Below are 17,227 nucleotides of genomic sequence, written 5' to 3' on the forward strand. Positions count from 1 at the left end.
TTTCCATGCATTTGCACCATGCAACTGACGATCTCCGCAAGCCGGCGCCGCTTCCCTTGCTGGCGCTGCATGCCGGCGCCAGCGCCATCCTTGCCGTCGCGCTGCTGCCGCCCGCCGGCTGGCCGCTGGGCCTGGCCTGCTGCCTGCTTATCCTCGCCATGCTGCTGCGGGCCTTGCACGCACCCGCCGCACAGCCTGGCAGCGCCGCCTCCGGCACCGCGCTGCTGGCGCTGGATCTGCTCGTGTTCCTGCTCTGCTATGCACTGCGCGAAGCCGACGCGAGCTGGCACGCGACGGCCTTTTGCATCCTGCTCGTCGCGCCCTATGCCGGCGTCACGCGGCACCTGCTGGCCGGCGCCGGCCTGGCCTTCGTGGCGAGCCTGGCCTGGCTCGGCCTGCAGGATGACTTTCAAGCCGGCAACGCCGCCACCGTGCTGCTGCTCAACCTGACCGGTCTGTGCGCCAGCCATGGCCAGCAGCGCCAGCGCCGCGCGCACGTCCTGCAACACGCCATCCTCGCCGAACAGGCCGTGCGCGACCACCTGACCGGCTGCTACAACCGCCGCTACCTCGACGAGCACTTGCTGGGCGCCGAGCTTGCCCGCTCACAACGCCATGGCCTGTGCCTGACGGCGATCCTGTGCGATCTCGACCACTTCAAGCGCATCAACGACGCCCACGGCCATGCCGCAGGCGATGCCGCGCTGCGCAACTTTGCCGCCCTGCTCGGCAACGCCACGCGCCGTGGCATCGACAGCGTGGTGCGCCACGGCGGCGAGGAATTCCTGCTGATCCTGCCTGAAACGGACCTGGCTGGCGGCGTGCGCCTGGCCGAACGCCTGCGCGACGGCCTGGCACAGCACATCGGGACGACGGCCAGCTTCGGCGTCGCCTCGCTCGCGTGTACGCCCGGCAGCCCGGCGCCCGGCGCCCCCGCCCTGGTCAATGCCGCCGACCGCCTGCTGTACCAGGCCAAGCACGCGGGGCGCAATTGCGTCAGGGCAGCCATGCTGGACGCCCTGTAATTGCCATCGAATCAATGTTACCATTCGTTAACTTGTGTACTTATCAGTACACATCCTGCCACTGAAGAGAACGGAACCACCATGTCTGAACACGCGCCCCGCCCTTCCACCATCATGCGCCAATGGCAAATGCTGCGCCTGATACCGCCGGCGCCACGCACCATCACCGTCGCCGAATTGCACGACAAGCTCAAGGCCATCGACTTTGCCATCGGCATCCGCACCATCCAGCGCGACTTGCTCGACCTGGCCGAGATTTTCCCGCTGACCAATCCAGTCGACAGCAAGCCGTTTGGCTGGTGCTGGATGGAAAATGCGGCGCGCATGGACATGCCGGGCCTGTCGACGCCGGCCGCGCTGACCCTGGCCCTGATGGAACAGCACATGCGCCATGCCTTGCCGCCATCCACGCTCGACAGCATGCAGCCGTATTTCAGCGCGGCGCGCCAGACCCTGAACGCGGCCAGCGAGCGCGCCAGCGCGTCCGCCTGGCTGGGCAAGATACGCGTCATCGCCCCCATGCAGCGGCTGCTGGCGCCCGACATCGACGAAGCTTGCCAGCGCACCGTGTATGAAGCGCTGATGCAGAACCGCCAGCTCAAGCTGAGCTACAAGAAGCGCGACAACGACAATCCCGTCAGCTATGACGCCGTCCATCCGCTGGCCATCGTGCAGCGCGGCCAGTTGCTCTACCTGGTCTGCCTGTTCGCCGACTACAACGACGTGCGCACCCTGGTCCTGCACCGCGTGCAGCAGGCGGAAATGCTTTACCTTTCCGCGCGCGCGCAGCCGGGCTTCGACATCGATGCGTATATCGCCTCCGGCGCCATGGGCATCCGCGATGGCGAACCGCTGCTGCTCGAAGCCGTGTTTGCCCGTCGCAGCGGCGAGCACCTGTACGAGACGCCGCTGAGCGCGGACCAGCAATTACAGGAACGCGCCGATGGCTCGCTGCACCTGACCGCTACCGTGCCCAGCACGCGCGAACTGCAATGGTGGTTGCTGGGCCTGGGCGATGGCGTGGAAGTGCTGGCGCCCGCTGCCCTGCGCGACCAGATGAAAAACACCATCGCCAGCATGGCCAGCCGCTACGCCGCCTGACGACGGCCCCGGCGGCGGCGAAAACTGCTACCATCGCGCGCCGCCACTCCTTTCATCCGCCCATGACCGTCCTCAGCCACACTCATCCGCTGGTACACCAGCTGGAAAACGACTTGCTGCCCCTGTTTCGCGCCGCGCTGCCGTCACTTGCGGCCGCTGCGCCACAGGTGCTCGCTTCAGTCTTCGCCTTTTCCAGCGGCACGGCCAGCGCCTTCCAGGATTATCATTTCGGCATTTCCTGCCTGCTCGCAGACGTGCCCGCGGATGCCCCGGAAGAAGTCGCCCTACTGGTCAGCGTCACGGGACTCGCGTCGGGCGCGCGGCTCAGCGCACAGGTCGTCTGGGGTCAGCCTTCGGGCCAGGTGGAAATGCAGGCAGATCTAAATGCTGGCGACCTGCAAGCCTTGCATGCGGCTCTGCCTGGCCTGCTGGCCGGCTTGCAACATTCAGCCAGCCGTGGCGTACCAGCAATATGACAGGCGCATGAAAAAGTGCCAGGAAACAACAACTTACGCTTTCCGCAGCGCAACTTTATTGACTTCCACTAGTCCTAGCCCCTATCCTTTCAGTTACGTTTGGTGAGAATGTGTGCATGGTCAGGCGAACATGCCCGCAAGCCGCCTTGCCTTCACAAAAGTCCATTCCGCATTTTTATTGCAACCATCAGGGCAACGCGCCTGAACGGCCGCTGCCAGCAAATACGGAGCTGACTGCCATGCCATCGCACCACCATTTTCCCGCCTCATCGTTGCTGGGCTGCGCCTTCCTGCTGGCAGCCGCCCTGCCCGTGCAGGCCCAGACCACGGACAGCACTGCCGCCACCTTCAGCGCCAATGCCAGCCTCACCACGCAATACATTTCGCGCGGCTTTCGCCAGACCTGGGGCAAGCCGGCCCTGCAGGCGGGTGCCGACTACGCGCACCCGAGCGGCTGGTCGCTGGGCACGTGGGCTTCCACCGTCAGCGACCGCTACATTCAGGATGCGACGATCGAATGGGACTTGTACGGCGGCTACGGCGGCACGCTGGGCGAACTCGGTTACAGCGTGCTGGCCTACTATTACAAATATCCGGGCGCCATCTACCGTGCCACAGGCGTGAAATACGACTATGGCGAACTGTCGCTGGGCCTGACCTACCGCATGCTGTACGCCAGGTACAACCATACCGTCACGCGCGACTTTTTCGGCATCACCAATGCGCGCGGCACGGGCTACCTGGACGTGGGCGCGAATGTCGACCTGGGCAATGCCTGGACCTTGAACCTGCACGCCGGCAACGGCCGGGTGGCGGGCACGGGCAATGCGATATGGAACTGGCGCGACGCCAAGATCGGTGTCACCCGGGCCTTCGACGGCGGCTGGAGCGCCAGCGCCGCCGTCACGCGCGCCTGGGGCGCCAGCGACGCCTACGACCATTACACTTTAGGCATCCCGAATGCGGCCGGCCAGTTCGACACCTCGAACCCGGCCGCGGCCAGCTTCGTGCTGGCCGTCAGCAAAACTTTCTAGGCGCGCTACCCGCGACGCCCGAGATACCGATATCTATCCCCATCAAGGAACAGCCTCATGCAACTATCACTGAACAGTAAAATCTGCGTCGCCGCCACCGCGCTCGCCATCCTCAGCCTCGGCGTCACGGCGGCGGTGATCGGCTACAAGAGCAGCGCCAGCGCCGAAGCCGCCGCACTGGAACTGGCCCGTACGTCGGCGCGCGAAGTGGCCGGTGCGCTGCAGGCGCGCATCGCCAGCAACCTGTCCAGCGTGTCCAGCCTGGCCGGCGCCATGCGCGGCACCAAAAGCGCCAGCCTGCCCCTGCAGCGCGAGCAGATCAATGAACTGACCAAGGCGACGTTGACCAGCTCGGAAGACTTGCTGGGTTCGGCCGTGACGTGGGAGCCGAACGCGCTCGACGGCAAGGATGCGGATTTCGCCAACCAGAAACCGAACTACGACGCCAGCGGCCGCTTCATGCCCTACTGGACACGCGGTGCCGGCGGCAAGCTGCAAGTCGAACCCATCGTCTTCGACCCGAAACCGGGCGCCAACGACTGGTACGACGTGCCCAAGCGCACGGGCAAGACTTACTTTACGGAACCGTACATCTACCCCGTCGATGGCAAGGATGTGCTGATGGCCTCGCTGGTGGCGCCCATCATGATCGACGGCAGCTTCAAGGGCACGGCCAGCGCCGACTTTATGCTCACGCGCCTGGCGAAAATCCTGGCCGACCTGAAAGTGATCGAAGGCGGCAAGCTGGCCCTGATCTCGAACGGCGGCCTGTACGCCAGCCATCCCGCGCCTGAACGGCTGGGCAAGAAGGCGGACGACGTGCCGGCCGCCGGCCTGGAAAAGGTGCGCCAGGGCCAGGCGTATGAATACGAGGACGACAAGGGCTACATCCACTTGCTGCAGCCGCTGCAGATCCACCCCGACATCGCGCCGTGGAGCGTGGAACTGAATTTCCCAAAAAGCGTGGCCACCGCCTCCGCGCGCGACCTGATGATTTACACGCTGATCGTCGCCCTGCTGTGCGCGGCGGCCACGGCCGGTATTTTGATCCTCGTCGTCAACCAGCTGACGCGCCCCCTGCGCACCCTGGGCCGCACCATGACGGACCTGTCCAGCGGCGACGCCGACCTGCGCGTCAAGCTGGAAGTCAAGGGCACGGATGAACTGGCCGTCATCGGCAAGGGTTTCAACGCCTTCGTGGAAAAGATCCACGCCGTGCTGCTGCAAGTGCAGGCCAGTGCCGACAATGTGGCCCGCGCCAGCGCGGAAATTGCGCAAGGCAATAACGACCTGTCGGCCCGCACGGAACAGCAAGCCAGCTCGCTGGAAGAAACGGCCGCCTCGGTGGAAGAACTGACGGGTACCGTGAAGGAAAATGCCGACCATGCGCGCCAGGCCAATCAACTGGCCGCGTCAGCGTCCAGCGTGGCACAGAAGAGCGGCGAAGTGGTCGGCAAGGTGATAGCAACGATGACCTCGATCAATGACTCGTCCAACAAGATCGTCGACATCATCAGCGTCATCGACGGCATCGCCTTCCAGACGAATATCCTGGCGCTGAACGCGGCCGTGGAAGCGGCGCGCGCGGGCGAACAGGGCCGCGGTTTCGCCGTCGTCGCCACGGAAGTGCGCAACCTGGCACAACGCTCGGCCGCGGCGGCCAAGGAAATCAAGCTGCTGATCGACGATTCCGTGGGCAAGGTGGCCGCCGGCAGCAAGCTCGTCGATGAGGCGGGCGCCACCATGGAGCAAGTGGTCGACAGCGTGCGCAAGGTGACCGCCATCATGGCCGACATCAGCGTCGCCACCACCGAGCAAAGCGACGGCATCGCGCAGGTCAACCAGGCGCTGGCGCAAATGGATGGCGTGACGCAGCAAAACGCGGCCCTCGTCGAGGAAGCGGCAGCGGCCGCCGAAAGCCTGCAAGACCAGGCCAGCCATCTGGCCGAGGTAGTCAGCGTCTTCAAGTTGGGCGAGCAGACGCGCCAGCCAGCGCTGGCAGCAGCAACGGCCGCGCCGCGCGCCGCGACGCCCAAAACACCTACGCCAGCCAAGCGCCTGAATGTTGCCAAGCCGCAAGCAACACAGCACGCGCCCGCCAAGGCGCCGGCAGGTGATGACTGGGAAGAGTTTTAAGCCGGACATTTCCGGCTTCGGCCGGCGCCATGCTCAGGCGCCGGCACGCGTTTCATAATCTGCCATCTCCATACCTGCCTCACGCATTACCATGCGCGGCACCCGCCTGTTTCTCCGCCCCGCCATTCAATGGCCGCACTTTCAATACAAGTATTGCGGCCCATTTATTGCGGCCCATTTCAGATTGCAGAAAAATAAGATGCGCATGTACTTTATAATATCGCCGCGCATACGGCACGCTTTCAGCCGGTTGAAGATTGATAGGAATAACGCATGAAAAAAGTACTGGCATTATTAATGGTATCGGGCACGGTGGTATTGACCGGCTGCGGTGGTGGCAGCGATGGCAATAGCGGTGCGAATAGCGGTGCGAATGGCGCCAGCGGTGATGTAGCCGTTCCCGTTCCGCCAGTGGTGGTCGCGCCCCCGCCTCCGCCGGCACTGGCCGCTTATGTTGGCACTTGGCAACCCGCTTGTGACGACCAATACCGCCAGCGCCTCGTCGTCGCCCTCAAAGGCGATGGCAGCGGCGCTTTGGAAATGTCGACCTACGGCGAAACCTTCGCCACTTCCGATTGCAGCGGCCCCGTGCAATTTACGGAAACCACGAGTGAAAAGATTACCGCGACGCCAGATGGCGCAGGCAATATTCAGCTCAAGCTGACGGCGGACAGCCCGGCTTCGGACATCCGCATCGACAAGGTCGTATCGTCGCTTCCAGCCCACACCGTCCAGATTACGGGTCCGGCCGTCACCACCGTGATGCTGAATGGCAAACCTCATTGGCACATCAATGATGGCAATGGCAACACCACGGACATTCCGGATACCGGCGTACAAACGGCAGTAAGTGGCAAGGGCGGCTTTTATCTGCGCGGTAACGAATTGTTTACCGTAATGGAAAAAGACGGTGCTTATGTGCTCGATATGCGCTATGTAAAACAATAAAATCAGCCAAGAATTAGCCATTGCGCCGCACAGTCGGCGCAATGCGTAGCAGCTACATCACATTTCCCCTTCAGTCCATCAAACCATTTCAGCGCATTGTCGCGACTTGATCAAAATCAATTCAGCGATAGATTTGGTGAGATTTTCCCCTTATTAATACTCCTATAATCAGGCCGCGTTGACGGCACGCACCGCTGCCGGATAAAAAGGACTTTGAATGAAAACATTATTGGCAGTATTGGCCGGCTCGGCCGCGGCACTCCTGACGGGCTGCGGCGGTGGCGGCGGCGGTTCCACGCAGCAGCTTGCCGGCGATTCCGGCACCACCTCGCCGCTGGCCGCGTATATCGGCACGTGGCAATCGGCTTGCGACGATCACGACCGTCAAATGCTCGTCATCGCGCTCAAGAACGACGGCAGCGGCTCGCTGGAACTGACGCCAACCGGCGAAACCTACTTCAAGGCCGATTGCTCCGGCCCCGTGATCGCGACGGACGGCATGAGCGCGAAGATCACCGGCAAGCCGGACGGCACCGCCGACATGCTGATCAAGCTGGCGGAAAATGCGGCGGCAACGAGCTTGCGCGTCGATAAGTTCACCTCGTCGGTTCCGGCCTATACCTTCCAGCGCAGCGGCGCCACGGTGAAATATGTGCTGCGAGCAAACCAGCAGCAATGGTGCGTCGATGTGGACAATGGCGAATCGTGCATGTGGGACGAAGGCATGCAGCCGGCGCTAAGCGTCCCCGGCGGCCTGTCCTTGCGCGGCAACGACCTGTACTCGGTGGTGCTGGACAAGGGCGTGTATGTGCTGGACATGCACTACGTAAAAAAATAAGCGCATAAGCTGCTGCGGCCACGTCCTGGACTCGTGGCCGTGAGCAGCTGTCTGTGCAAAATCAAACAGACATTGCAAAAATACAAAGCTACCCTGTTAAAAAAAACAGGCGCTTGCCATCCCGCACCACACCCTTCCCCTGCCCTCCCACGCTGCACTGGACGACCTGCTGCCCGGCTTGGAACGACGCTGGGCGCCGGCCCTGTGCCGCGATATCGTCGCCGGCGCGCAAGACCAACCCTCGACACTGTGACGGCGCGCCAGCAAAAAAAAATCGCCGGACCGGATTGACTCCGGGCCGGCGATCAGGTCTAGCCTGAGGGCTAGTTGATTACTTGAGCGGCATGGCAATGCCGAACATCACCGACTGGGTCCGTCCGCTATCGATGTTCAGATTGCTGTTGTAGTCCAGGGTGATCGTCATGCCGTTCGACAGCAGCAGTTTCACGCCCAGCCCCGCCGTCCAGTTGCCCGTCTGCTGCGGCACCGTGCGGATCACGTACACGGGGCCATCCGCCGCCAGGTCGGCATACGCCAGGCGCGCATCGTCGGCGCCCTGGAACTGGTGCCGGTACTCGAGCCGCGCGCGCGGGAACCATGTGCCCAGACCGCCCACATAGATGCCCTCGGCCCGGACGCCCAGCGCGCCGATGCGCGAACGCACGGTCTGCTTGAAGTAGCTCAGCGCGTTAATGCCCGCCGCCTTCTCCGTGTACGGATCAAGCTTGGCCGACATCAGTTCCACGCGGCCATACGGCGACCACATCCAGGTTTCCTGGCGCATCTCGATACCGCCGACCAGCGCGCCAAACACCTGCTTGCCGTCGCGCTCGCCCGTGGCGAAACCGCTGCCGTCACTCAGGTAGCGCGAGGCGTCGTATTGCAGGGTGCCGTAGCCGAGCACGCCGTCAAGGAAGACGCCCTTGCTCGGACGCAGGCTGCCATACACGGCCGCCACGGCGCTGTCGGCCGTGCTGCGGCTACCGTTCTGGCCCACGTCGCTGCGGTCATGGCTGAAACCGGCGCCCACGCCCAGGGTGGCCAGGTCGCTGAGGCGGTAGTCGCCGCCCACGCTCACGCCGTTGGTGCGGAAACGGAAACCCGTCTCGCGGCCATTCACATAGTGCTGGCCGAAGTCCACCGCGCCACCGAGCCACAGCGACAACGCCTGCTTCTGCGTGTCCGGCTTTTGCGGCATGTCCGGCAAGCCGCTGGTGGCGCCGCTGACGTCCACCTGTTGCCGCTCGCTGCTGAAACCCGTGTCAACCTGACGCAAGGCCGCCTTGCGCATGAACGGTTTCACGGCCGTGCCGAACACGCGGTCCGCTTCGTCCGCCTGCCAGCGCGCCAGCGCCGCCGTCGGATTGCCGCTGTCGTTCGGCGGCGTCAGGCTCAGGCCAAAGTTCGAACGTCCCCAGCCATCGCCATGCAGGCTTTCCAGGCGCTGCGTGAAGTTCGACAGCTGCGCGCTGGCGAAGCGCCGCGCCGCATCGGCTTGCGCCGCCTGCAGGCCGATCACTTCCGGATCGACGGACGGGTCGCGCCGCGCCGTCACGGTCACGTTGACCACGCCCGGCTTCGAGGTGGCGTACGCATTGCTCAGGGTGTAGCTGACCACGGCCGCGCCGGCGAACTTGCCCGAGGCCGCAAAGCTCAGCTGGTACAACGGCTTGCCGGCCGTGCCCACGTCGCGCACCACCACCTTGCCCGCCTCGGCCGGCGCCACGCTCAGGATATTCGCCGCCGTGAACGGGCCGCCCGTGGCGCCCGCCGTCAGGTCGACGGTGACCGTCAGGCCGGCCACCACCGTGGCGCTCTGGCTGAGCACCTGCGGCATCGGATTGACGGCTATCGTCGACGTCACCGGCGCCGAGGTGCCGAAGGCGTTCGACACGGTGTAGCCGATGCGGATGTCGCCGCTGGTGTTGATGCCTGGCGTGTAGACGATGTCCATGCCATTGACCACCGCCGTGCCGCTGGCCGGCTGCGTGGTAATCGCCACCGCCGTGAACGGCCCACCCGTGGCGCCTTGCGTCACGTTCAAGGTCACCGGCGTGCCGGCCAGGACCGTCGCCGTCTTGGCGACCGGTACCGGCACCGGCTGCGGCGCCACCGTCAGGCTGACCGTGGCCGGCGCGGACGTGCCGCCCGGACCCGTCGCCGTGTAGCTGAAGGCGTCCGGGCCGAAGTAGTTCGCATTCGGCACATACGTCACCTTGAAAGAGCGGCCGCTGCCGCCCCCCGCCGCGCCGCTCGACACCACCGTGACGGTGCCATGCTGCGGCGGCGTGACGATGGTCACTGCCGTGATCGGGCTGCCATCCGTTGACGCAATGGTCAAGCTCACTTCCTGGTTGGACGAGGTGGTCGCCGTTTCATTCGGCACCGGCGGCGGCGCCTGGTTCACCTGCAGGGTCAGCGCCTGCTGCACCGTGAACTGGTGCGCATCCTTCGCTTGCAAGGTAAAGGCAAAGCTGCCCGCCACAGTCGGCGTGCCGCTGACGATACCCGTCGCCGCATTGAGCACCAGGCCGGTCGGCAAGGTGCCGCTGCTCAAGGAGTAGACGTAGGGCGCAACGCCGCCGCCAGCCGTGAACTGCTGGCTATACGCGTCGCCGGCGCGGATCGCCGCCAGGCTGGCCGGCGTCAGTGTCAGGACTGGCGCCGCCACTGCCAGGGTATAGCTGTTGGTCGCGCTAAATGGCGCGCCCAAGCCCGTGCTGCTGTCGGTGACCTTGATGCTGAACGGGAAGCTGCCCGCCACATTCGTCGTGCCGGACAGCACGCCGGTGGCCGTGTTCAGGCTCAGGCCCACAGGCAAGGTGCCCACCACGGCATAGCTGTATGGCGCCGTGCCGCCCGTTGCCGCCAGGGTCGTGCTGTAAGCCGCTTCCGCCGTCGGGTTGGGCAAGCTGGCCGGGGTCAGGCTGACCGTGGCCGAGGCAACAACCAGGGTATAGCTTTGCGCACCGGTAAACAGGTGCGCATCGGCCGCCTGCACCGTCAAGGTAAAGCTGCCGGCCGACGTTGGCGTGCCGCTGAGCAAACCGCTGGCGTTCAAGGTCAGGCCAGCCGGCAGGCTGCCGCTCGACAGCGTGTAGGCATACGGAGCGACGCCGCCGCTGGCCGTCAGTTGACGGCTGTATGCCGTGGCCACGGTCGCCGCCGGCAAGGTGGCTGGCGTGACCGTGATGGTCGGTGCAGAGACGATCACCGTATAGCTCTTGCTCGCGCTGAATGGCGCGCCCGCGCCCGTGCTGCTGTCCGTGACCTTGATGCTGAATGTAAAGCTGCCCGCCACATTCGTCGTGCCGGACAGCACGCCGGTGGCCGTGTTCAGGCTCAGGCCAGCCGGCAGGCTGCCGCTGGTCACGCTGAATGTATACGGCGCCGTGCCGCCCGTCGCCGCCAGGGTCGTGCTGTAAGCCGCTTCCGCCGTCGGGTTGGGCAAGCTGGCCGGGGCCAGGCTGACCGTCGGCGCGCCCACGGTGACCGTCACGGTGCCGGGAGCGGACGTGCCGCTGCCATTCGTGGCCGTGTAGCTAAAGCTGTCGCTACCGCTGTAGCCGGGCGTCGGCGTGTAGGTGATGCTGGTGCCGCTGGCCGTCGCCGTGCCGTGCGCGGGCGCCGCTGCCACGGCCACCGAGCTTGCCGCGCCGCCGCCCAGATTCAGGGTCACCGGATTGGCGCTGCTGCCGTAAGCCACCGTGGTGGTCACGGCGCCAGCGACGGGCACGGCGATCGCCACCGTGCCGGAATACGCGAGTGCGCCCGAGAACGGCGCGCCTGCGCCGGTGCTGCTGTCGGTGGCGCTGACGGTGAAGCTATAGGCGCCTGCCGTCGTCGGCGTGCCCGACAGGGTGCCGTTTGCCGCCAGGCTCAGGCCCGCAGGCAGGCTGCCAGCGGAAACGGCATAGTTATAGGCTGGCGTGCCGCCCGTGGCGGTGATGGCCTGGCTGAAGGCGACGCCGGCCGTCATGGTCGGCAGGGTCGACGGCGCAACGCTGATCGCTGGTGACGCCACCGTCAGCGCGTAGGCGCGCGAACCGGTGTACGGGCCGCTGCCCGTCGAACTGTCCGTGGCAAGCACGGTGAAGTTGAAGGTACCCACCGCCGTCGGCGTGCCCGACAGCAGGCCCGCGCCGGACAAGGTTATGCCGGCAGGCAAGGCACCCGCACTGATCGTGTAGGTATAGGGCGCGGCGCCGTTCGCGGCGCTCACGCTCAGGCTGTAGGCCACACCTGCGCCTGCCACGGGCACGGTGCCTGGCGCCAGCGTCAGGGTGGGCGCGCCGACCATGATCGTCACGGTCGCCGGTGCCGAGGTGCCGACGATATTGGTGGCGGTGTAAGTGAAGCTGTCAGGCCCGCCATACCCTGGCGTCGGCGTGTAGGTGATGCTGGTGCCGCTGGCACTGGCCGTGCCGTGCGAGGCGCCAGTGGCGATGGCCACGGAAGTTGCCGCGCCGCCGCTCAGGCTCAAGGTGATCGGGTTGGCGCTGCTGCCATAGGCCACCGAGGCGCTGACGGCGCCCGCAACTGGCGCACCGAAATAAGTGAACTGATCGGCCGCGCCGGTGGCGCTGGTACCACCAACCGTGGTCACGCGCACATCCACCGTGCCCGTCCCGGCGGGCGCCGTCGCCGTGATCTGCGAGGCGCTGTTGACGGTGAAGCCGGCAGCCGATGTGGCGCCGAACGTCACGGCAGTCGCGCCGCTGAAATTCGCGCCGGTGATGATGACCGTGGTGCCGCCGGTAGCCGGCCCCGTGCCCGGCGAAATACCGCTCACCGCCGGTGCCGCGACATACGTGAACTGGTCGGCCGCACTGGTGGCGCTGGTGCCGCCAGTCGTGGTGATGCGCACGTCCACGGTACCCGTGCCGGCTGGCGCCGTCGCCGTGATCTGCGAGGCGCTGTTGACGGTAAAGCCGGCGGCCGACGTGGCGCCGAAGGTCACCGCCGTCGTGCCGCTGAAATTCGAACCACTGATGATGACCGTGGTGCCGCCCGTAGAAGGACCCGCCGTCGGTGAAATGCTCGTCACTGCCGGCGCCGCGACAAAGGTGTACTGGTCCGCCGCGCTGGTGGCGCTGGTGCCGCCCGTCGTGGTGACGCGCACGTCCACCGTGCCCGTGCCGCTTGGCGCCGTCGCCGTGATCTGCGTGGCGCTGTTGACGGTAAAGCCGGCCGCCGACGTGGCGCCGAAGGTCACCGCCGTCGTGCCGCTAAAATTCGAACCGGTGATAATGACCGTGGTGCCGCCGCTGGCGGGACCCGCCGTCGGAGAAATGCTGCTGACCGTCGGCACCGCCACGTAGGTAAATTGATCGTTGGCACTCGTGGCGCTGGTGCCGCCGGCCGAAGTGACGCGCACGTCGACCGTGCCTGCGCTGCCCACGGGCGCCGTCGCCGTGATCTGCGTGGCGCTATTGACCGTAAAGCCGCTGGCCAATGTGGCGCCAAACGTCACGGCTGTCGTGCCGCTGAAATTCGACCCCGTGATGATGACGGTGGTGCCGCCGGTCGTAGGGCCCGAAGTGGGCGAAATGCTGCTCACCACCGGCGCTGCCACAAAGGTAAATTGATCGGCGGCGCTGGTGGCGCTGGTGCCGCCGAGCGAAGTGACGCGCACGTCCACCGTACCCGTGCCGGCGGGTGCCGTCGCCGTGATCTGCGTGGCGCTGTTGACCGTAAAGCCGATGGCCGATGTGGCGCCGAAGGTCACCGCTGTCGTCGTGCTGAAACCCGTGCCGGTGATGATGACGGTGCTGCCGCCCGTAGCCGGGCCGGCCGTGGGCGAAATGCTCGTCACCGTCGGTGCGGCCACAAAAGTAAACTGGTCCGCCGCGCTGGTGGCGCTGGTGCCGCCCGTCGTCGTGACGCGCACGTCGACCGTGCCGCTGCTGCCAGCTGGCGCCGTGGCCGTGATCTGCGTGGCGCTGTTGACGGTGAAGCCGGTGGCGGGAGTCGCGCCAAAGGTCACCGCCGTGGCGCCGGTAAAGCCCGTGCCCGTGATGATGACGCTGCCGCCGCCAGCGGTAGGACCTGCCGTGGGCGAAATGCTGGTGACCGTTGGCGCAGGAATATACGTGAACTGGTTGGCGGCGCCGGTGGCGCTGGTACCGCCGCTGGCGGTGACGGTCACGTTCACGATGCCGGCACTGCCCGCTGGTGAGGTGGCGGTCATGGTCGTGGCATTGACGACGGTGACGGCGACGCCATTGTTGGCGCCAAACTTCAGCGCCGTGACGCCCGTAAAGCCGGTACCGGTAATGGTGACGGCCGTGCCGCCAGAGGCTGGGCCGGACGCCGGCGTCACGCCAGTGATGGTCGGCGGCGGCTGGGCGTTGATCACCAGGGAATAGCTTCTGGACGTGTTGTACGGTCCGTTGCCGCCCGTGACATCGGTGGATTTGATCACAAAGTTATAGGTGCCCAGGGCGGTGGGCGTGCCCGAAATCAGGCCGCTACTCGACATGTTCAGGCCCGTGGGCAAGGCACCCGATTCCACCACATAGGTATAGGGCGCGGTGCCATTCGCGGTCGACATCTGCTGGCTGTAGGGCGTCGCCAGACCTCCCGCCGTCAGGGTGGTGGGCGTGATGGACAGGATCGGTATGGCGATCGACACGGAATAGTTCTTGATGACCACTTGCGGCGTGCCTGGGGTCGAATCGGTGACCTTGACGCTGAACACATAGGCGCCGGTCGCCGTCACGGTACCGGAAATCACGCCGCTCGACGATACGCTGATGCCAGGCGGCCAGGTTCCCGAGTCAGGCGCGTAAGTGTAGGGAGCCACGCCACCGCTCGCCGACATGGCCTGGCTGTACGGCACGCCGATCACGGGTGGCGTCAAACCGGCCGGCGAAACGGTAAAGGCTGCCGCGGGAGGCAAGACAGTCACCGTGAAAGTCACGGCCTTGCTGTCCTCGTCCCACAGAACAAAGCTGTCGGACAAGGCCCCGTCGCCATTATTGATATAGGTCGCAATGCCGGTACCGTTACCCACGAGCCCGGTAATCGTGCCGTGCAACGCCGTCGCGCCATTGTCCGTCAGGCCAAATTCGCTACAGTCAGACAAATCAATCACATAGGGGGCTCCTGATGCGACGGTAAAACTTCTCTGATTGGGAGTACATTTCGTGCTCGGATCACCCGGATCCGCCTGTGCAGGACCTGCGACAAGTCCCAGCATCACCAGGCACAGCGAAGCGAACCAGTGCACGAAAAGGCCCGAGACTGGCGGCCTGTCCGCGGCACGGTTTGGCATTCGTCCCTGGTTCCCCACAAAAAAAGAACGCAGGAAAAAATGTGCCGGGCGGCCAATAATATCGTTGCAAGTACGCAACATAGTTTCTCCAATACAGAGTTTTTCAGACGAAATTCAGACAAAAATGAGGGTGATTTCAGGCCGCCAGCGATGCTAATTACGAGCTCTTCCAGAGTGCCAACAGGTGTTGACGCTTGCCATATGACAACGTATGCTACTCCGAGATTTCAATAAAGTAACTATAACAAAAAGGGTTTTTCAAAACGCAAGATTGATTACAAATGGAAAATATTTCCCATTTGTAATTTAATGCTATTCCAACCGTGGGAGAACGATGATGGCTGATGTGTACCTAGGACAAATCATGATGGGCGGCTTCAATTTTGCGCCGCGTGGCTTTGCAGCATGTAACGGGCAAATGCTGCCTATTGCGCAGAATCAGGCGCTGTTTTCGCTGCTGGGCACCGCTTACGGGGGGAATGGCAGCACCACCTTTGCCTTGCCTAATTTGCAAGGCTGTACTCCTGTGGGAGCTGGCAGTTCGGTGGATGGTTCCTGGCAACCCGCGCCTTATCAGACCGGCACGCGGGCGGGCCAGGAGACTGTCACCTTGCTACCGACCCAAATTCCGCCGCACACACATGCGGCCAATGCGGTGACGACGCCCGGCACCTCGAAAAATCCCACGAATACCGTGTTTGGCGGCAGTGGCGCGGAATCCATCTACGGTTCGGCCGGACCGCAAGTCACCCTGTCCGGCCAGACCCTGGCGTTGGCCGGTGGCAACCAGGCGCATCCCAATATGCAGCCGTTCTCGGTCATCAACTTCAATATCGCCTTGAACGGTATCTTCCCGTCGCGCAACTAACGAATCAGCCACTTCTTACGGAGCATAGTCATGACCACACCCTATGTCGGCGAAATTCGCCTGTTTTCCTTTCCGCGTATTCCCAGCGGCTGGTTCGCCTGCGACGGCAGCCTGAAACCGATCTCCGAATACGAAGTACTGTACGTTCTGCTGGGGACCACCTACGGCGGCGACGGCGTCACCACCTTTGCCGTGCCCGACCTGCGCGGCCAGGTTCCCGTGCACATGGGAACCGGCCCCGGCCTGAGCAACCGCGTGATCGGACAACGCAGCGGCAGCGAATCGGTGACCCTGCTGCCGACCCAGCTGCCTTTGCATACGCACCCGTTCAATGTGAACAGCACCCTGGCAACGGCGAACGTGCCGGCGACCAACTTGATGCTGACGGCCCCGTCGAACAACGACAAGATGTACACGAGCGACCTGACCGGCCTGACCGCCTATGCACTGGCACCGGCCGCCACGGGCGCGACAGGCGGCAACCTGCCGCACGAGAACACCATGCCAACCCTGACGGCCTCATTTTGCATCGCATGGGCAGGCATTTTCCCATCCCAGCAATAACAGCCGGCACGCAAGCGCAGCCCATAAAATCGATCAGGAGAACCTACCGTGACATCACCATACCTTGGCGAGATACAAGTCTTCGGCTTCAATTTCACACCCTACGGATGGGCCAGCTGCAATGGCGCCACCCTGCAAATCCAGCAATACAGCGCGCTGTTTTCCTTGATCGGCACGCAGTATGGCGGCAATGGCACCACCACCTTCCAGTTGCCCAACTTCACGGGACGCGCGCCCTGCAGCCAGGGACAAGGACCAGGCCTGACGCCGCGCGTGATGGGCGAAACCTTCGGCACCAACAGTGTCACGTTGAACGCCACGGAGATGCCGAACCACAGCCATCAACTCAATGTGTACCGCCAGCCCACCGCCGCCCTGCAGCACAACACGCCGCTTCCGGGCGATGGCTTGATTGCGCTTGGCGGCACGTCCGCGTTCGTGCCGGCAACACCACCCAATGTGTCGCTGTCCCCGTCCACGATCGGTAGTGCCGGTGGCGGACAGGCGCACGAAAACCGCCAGCCGATGCTGGCGGTCAATTTCTGCATCGCCCTGCAAGGCGAGTTTCCATCGTTTGACTAAGTTGGATTAATTCAGGCAGGCGGCGCCATCGCGGCGCCCGCCTTGCCCTTCCCTACTCCCCATACCGGCCTCAGTTGAATACGGCCTGGTACAGAAAACCGTGGCTGTCGCGCGCCACCGGCACCAGAAAAATACCCACCTCGCCAAACGCCTCATGCTGCATCTGGAAGATTTTCTGGTTGAACAGGATGGGCGAGCTATGGTGAAACAACAGGCTGAACGGCTTGCGCATCAAGCCCTCCAGCGTCGCTGACGGCAGCGGCTGCACTTCTTTCAGGACAAAGGCGGCATTGCCGTCACTGGCCGCAATAAACGTCTCATTGATGCGCGCGGCAAAGTGTTCGAGGGTCAGGACAGTCATCATTCCAGGCATTCCATT

General features: G+C 64.4%; 12 protein-coding genes. 10 read left to right on the forward strand and 2 right to left on the reverse strand.

Translation table 11 applies throughout. The features are described 5' to 3' along the window. The first annotated feature begins 5 nt into the window (after window positions 1–5). The 7 genes from FG13_RS28925 (at window position 6) to FG13_RS10945 (ending at window position 7,558) form a co-directional block, all read left to right on the forward strand. Complete coding sequence (locus tag FG13_RS28925; RefSeq protein WP_161784174.1) at window positions 6–1,025, forward strand: GGDEF domain-containing protein; 1,020 nt, start codon at window positions 6–8, stop codon at window positions 1,023–1,025. A gap of 81 nt (window positions 1,026–1,106) precedes the next feature. Next, window positions 1,107–2,126: a helix-turn-helix transcriptional regulator gene (locus tag FG13_RS10920; protein WP_051958896.1), complete on the forward strand. Its 1,020-nt coding sequence runs from the start codon at window positions 1,107–1,109 to the stop codon at window positions 2,124–2,126. Between the two features lie 62 nt (window positions 2,127–2,188). Then, window positions 2,189–2,602, forward strand: coding sequence for a hypothetical protein (locus FG13_RS10925; RefSeq protein ID WP_035820805.1), 414 nt, complete (start codon window positions 2,189–2,191; stop codon window positions 2,600–2,602). A 239-nt stretch (window positions 2,603–2,841) separates the two neighbouring features. Further along, window positions 2,842–3,636, forward strand: coding sequence for a TorF family putative porin (locus tag FG13_RS10930; RefSeq protein ID WP_051959597.1), 795 nt, complete (start codon window positions 2,842–2,844; stop codon window positions 3,634–3,636). Between the two features lie 57 nt (window positions 3,637–3,693). Further along, complete coding sequence (locus tag FG13_RS10935; RefSeq protein ID WP_035820807.1) at window positions 3,694–5,772, forward strand: methyl-accepting chemotaxis protein; 2,079 nt, start codon at window positions 3,694–3,696, stop codon at window positions 5,770–5,772. Between the two features lie 273 nt (window positions 5,773–6,045). Continuing rightward, complete coding sequence (locus tag FG13_RS10940) at window positions 6,046–6,720, forward strand: hypothetical protein (protein ID WP_152598736.1); 675 nt, start codon at window positions 6,046–6,048, stop codon at window positions 6,718–6,720. A 217-nt stretch (window positions 6,721–6,937) separates the two neighbouring features. Next, the gene (locus FG13_RS10945; RefSeq protein ID WP_152598737.1) at window positions 6,938–7,558 is read left to right on the forward strand and encodes a hypothetical protein; all 621 of its coding nucleotides are present in this window, start codon (window positions 6,938–6,940) and stop codon (window positions 7,556–7,558) included. 331 nt (window positions 7,559–7,889) lie between these two features. Here FG13_RS10945 and FG13_RS10950 read toward each other — a convergent pair whose 3' ends face one another. After that, a complete protein-coding gene (locus tag FG13_RS10950) occupies window positions 7,890–14,654 on the reverse strand; it encodes an IPT/TIG domain-containing protein (protein WP_051958898.1) in 6,765 nt (2,254 codons plus the stop codon). 544 nt (window positions 14,655–15,198) lie between these two features. Between FG13_RS10950 and FG13_RS10955 the strand changes: the two genes are divergently transcribed. Genes FG13_RS10955 through FG13_RS10965 form a run of 3 tightly spaced genes read left to right on the forward strand, consistent with a single transcriptional unit; the run spans window position 15,199 to window position 16,848 of the window. After that, window positions 15,199–15,702, forward strand: coding sequence for a phage tail protein (locus FG13_RS10955; RefSeq protein WP_235211714.1), 504 nt, complete (start codon window positions 15,199–15,201; stop codon window positions 15,700–15,702). A gap of 30 nt (window positions 15,703–15,732) precedes the next feature. Beyond that, a complete protein-coding gene (locus FG13_RS10960; protein ID WP_035820813.1) occupies window positions 15,733–16,266 on the forward strand; it encodes a phage tail protein in 534 nt (177 codons plus the stop codon). Window positions 16,267–16,314: 48 nt separating this feature from the next. After that, window positions 16,315–16,848: a phage tail protein gene (locus tag FG13_RS10965; protein WP_035820816.1), complete on the forward strand. Its 534-nt coding sequence runs from the start codon at window positions 16,315–16,317 to the stop codon at window positions 16,846–16,848. A 70-nt stretch (window positions 16,849–16,918) separates the two neighbouring features. Here the strand turns inward: FG13_RS10965 and FG13_RS10970 are convergent, their stop codons facing one another. Next, window positions 16,919–17,212 carry a DUF6916 family protein gene (locus FG13_RS10970; protein WP_235211715.1) on the reverse strand — a complete coding sequence of 98 codons (294 nt, stop codon included), beginning with the start codon at window positions 17,210–17,212 and terminating at the stop codon, window positions 16,919–16,921. Window positions 17,213–17,227 lie beyond the last annotated feature (15 nt).

It is taken from the genome of Janthinobacterium sp. RA13, assembly GCF_000745325.1.
Taxonomy (GTDB): domain Bacteria; phylum Pseudomonadota; class Gammaproteobacteria; order Burkholderiales; family Burkholderiaceae_D; genus Janthinobacterium; species Janthinobacterium rivuli.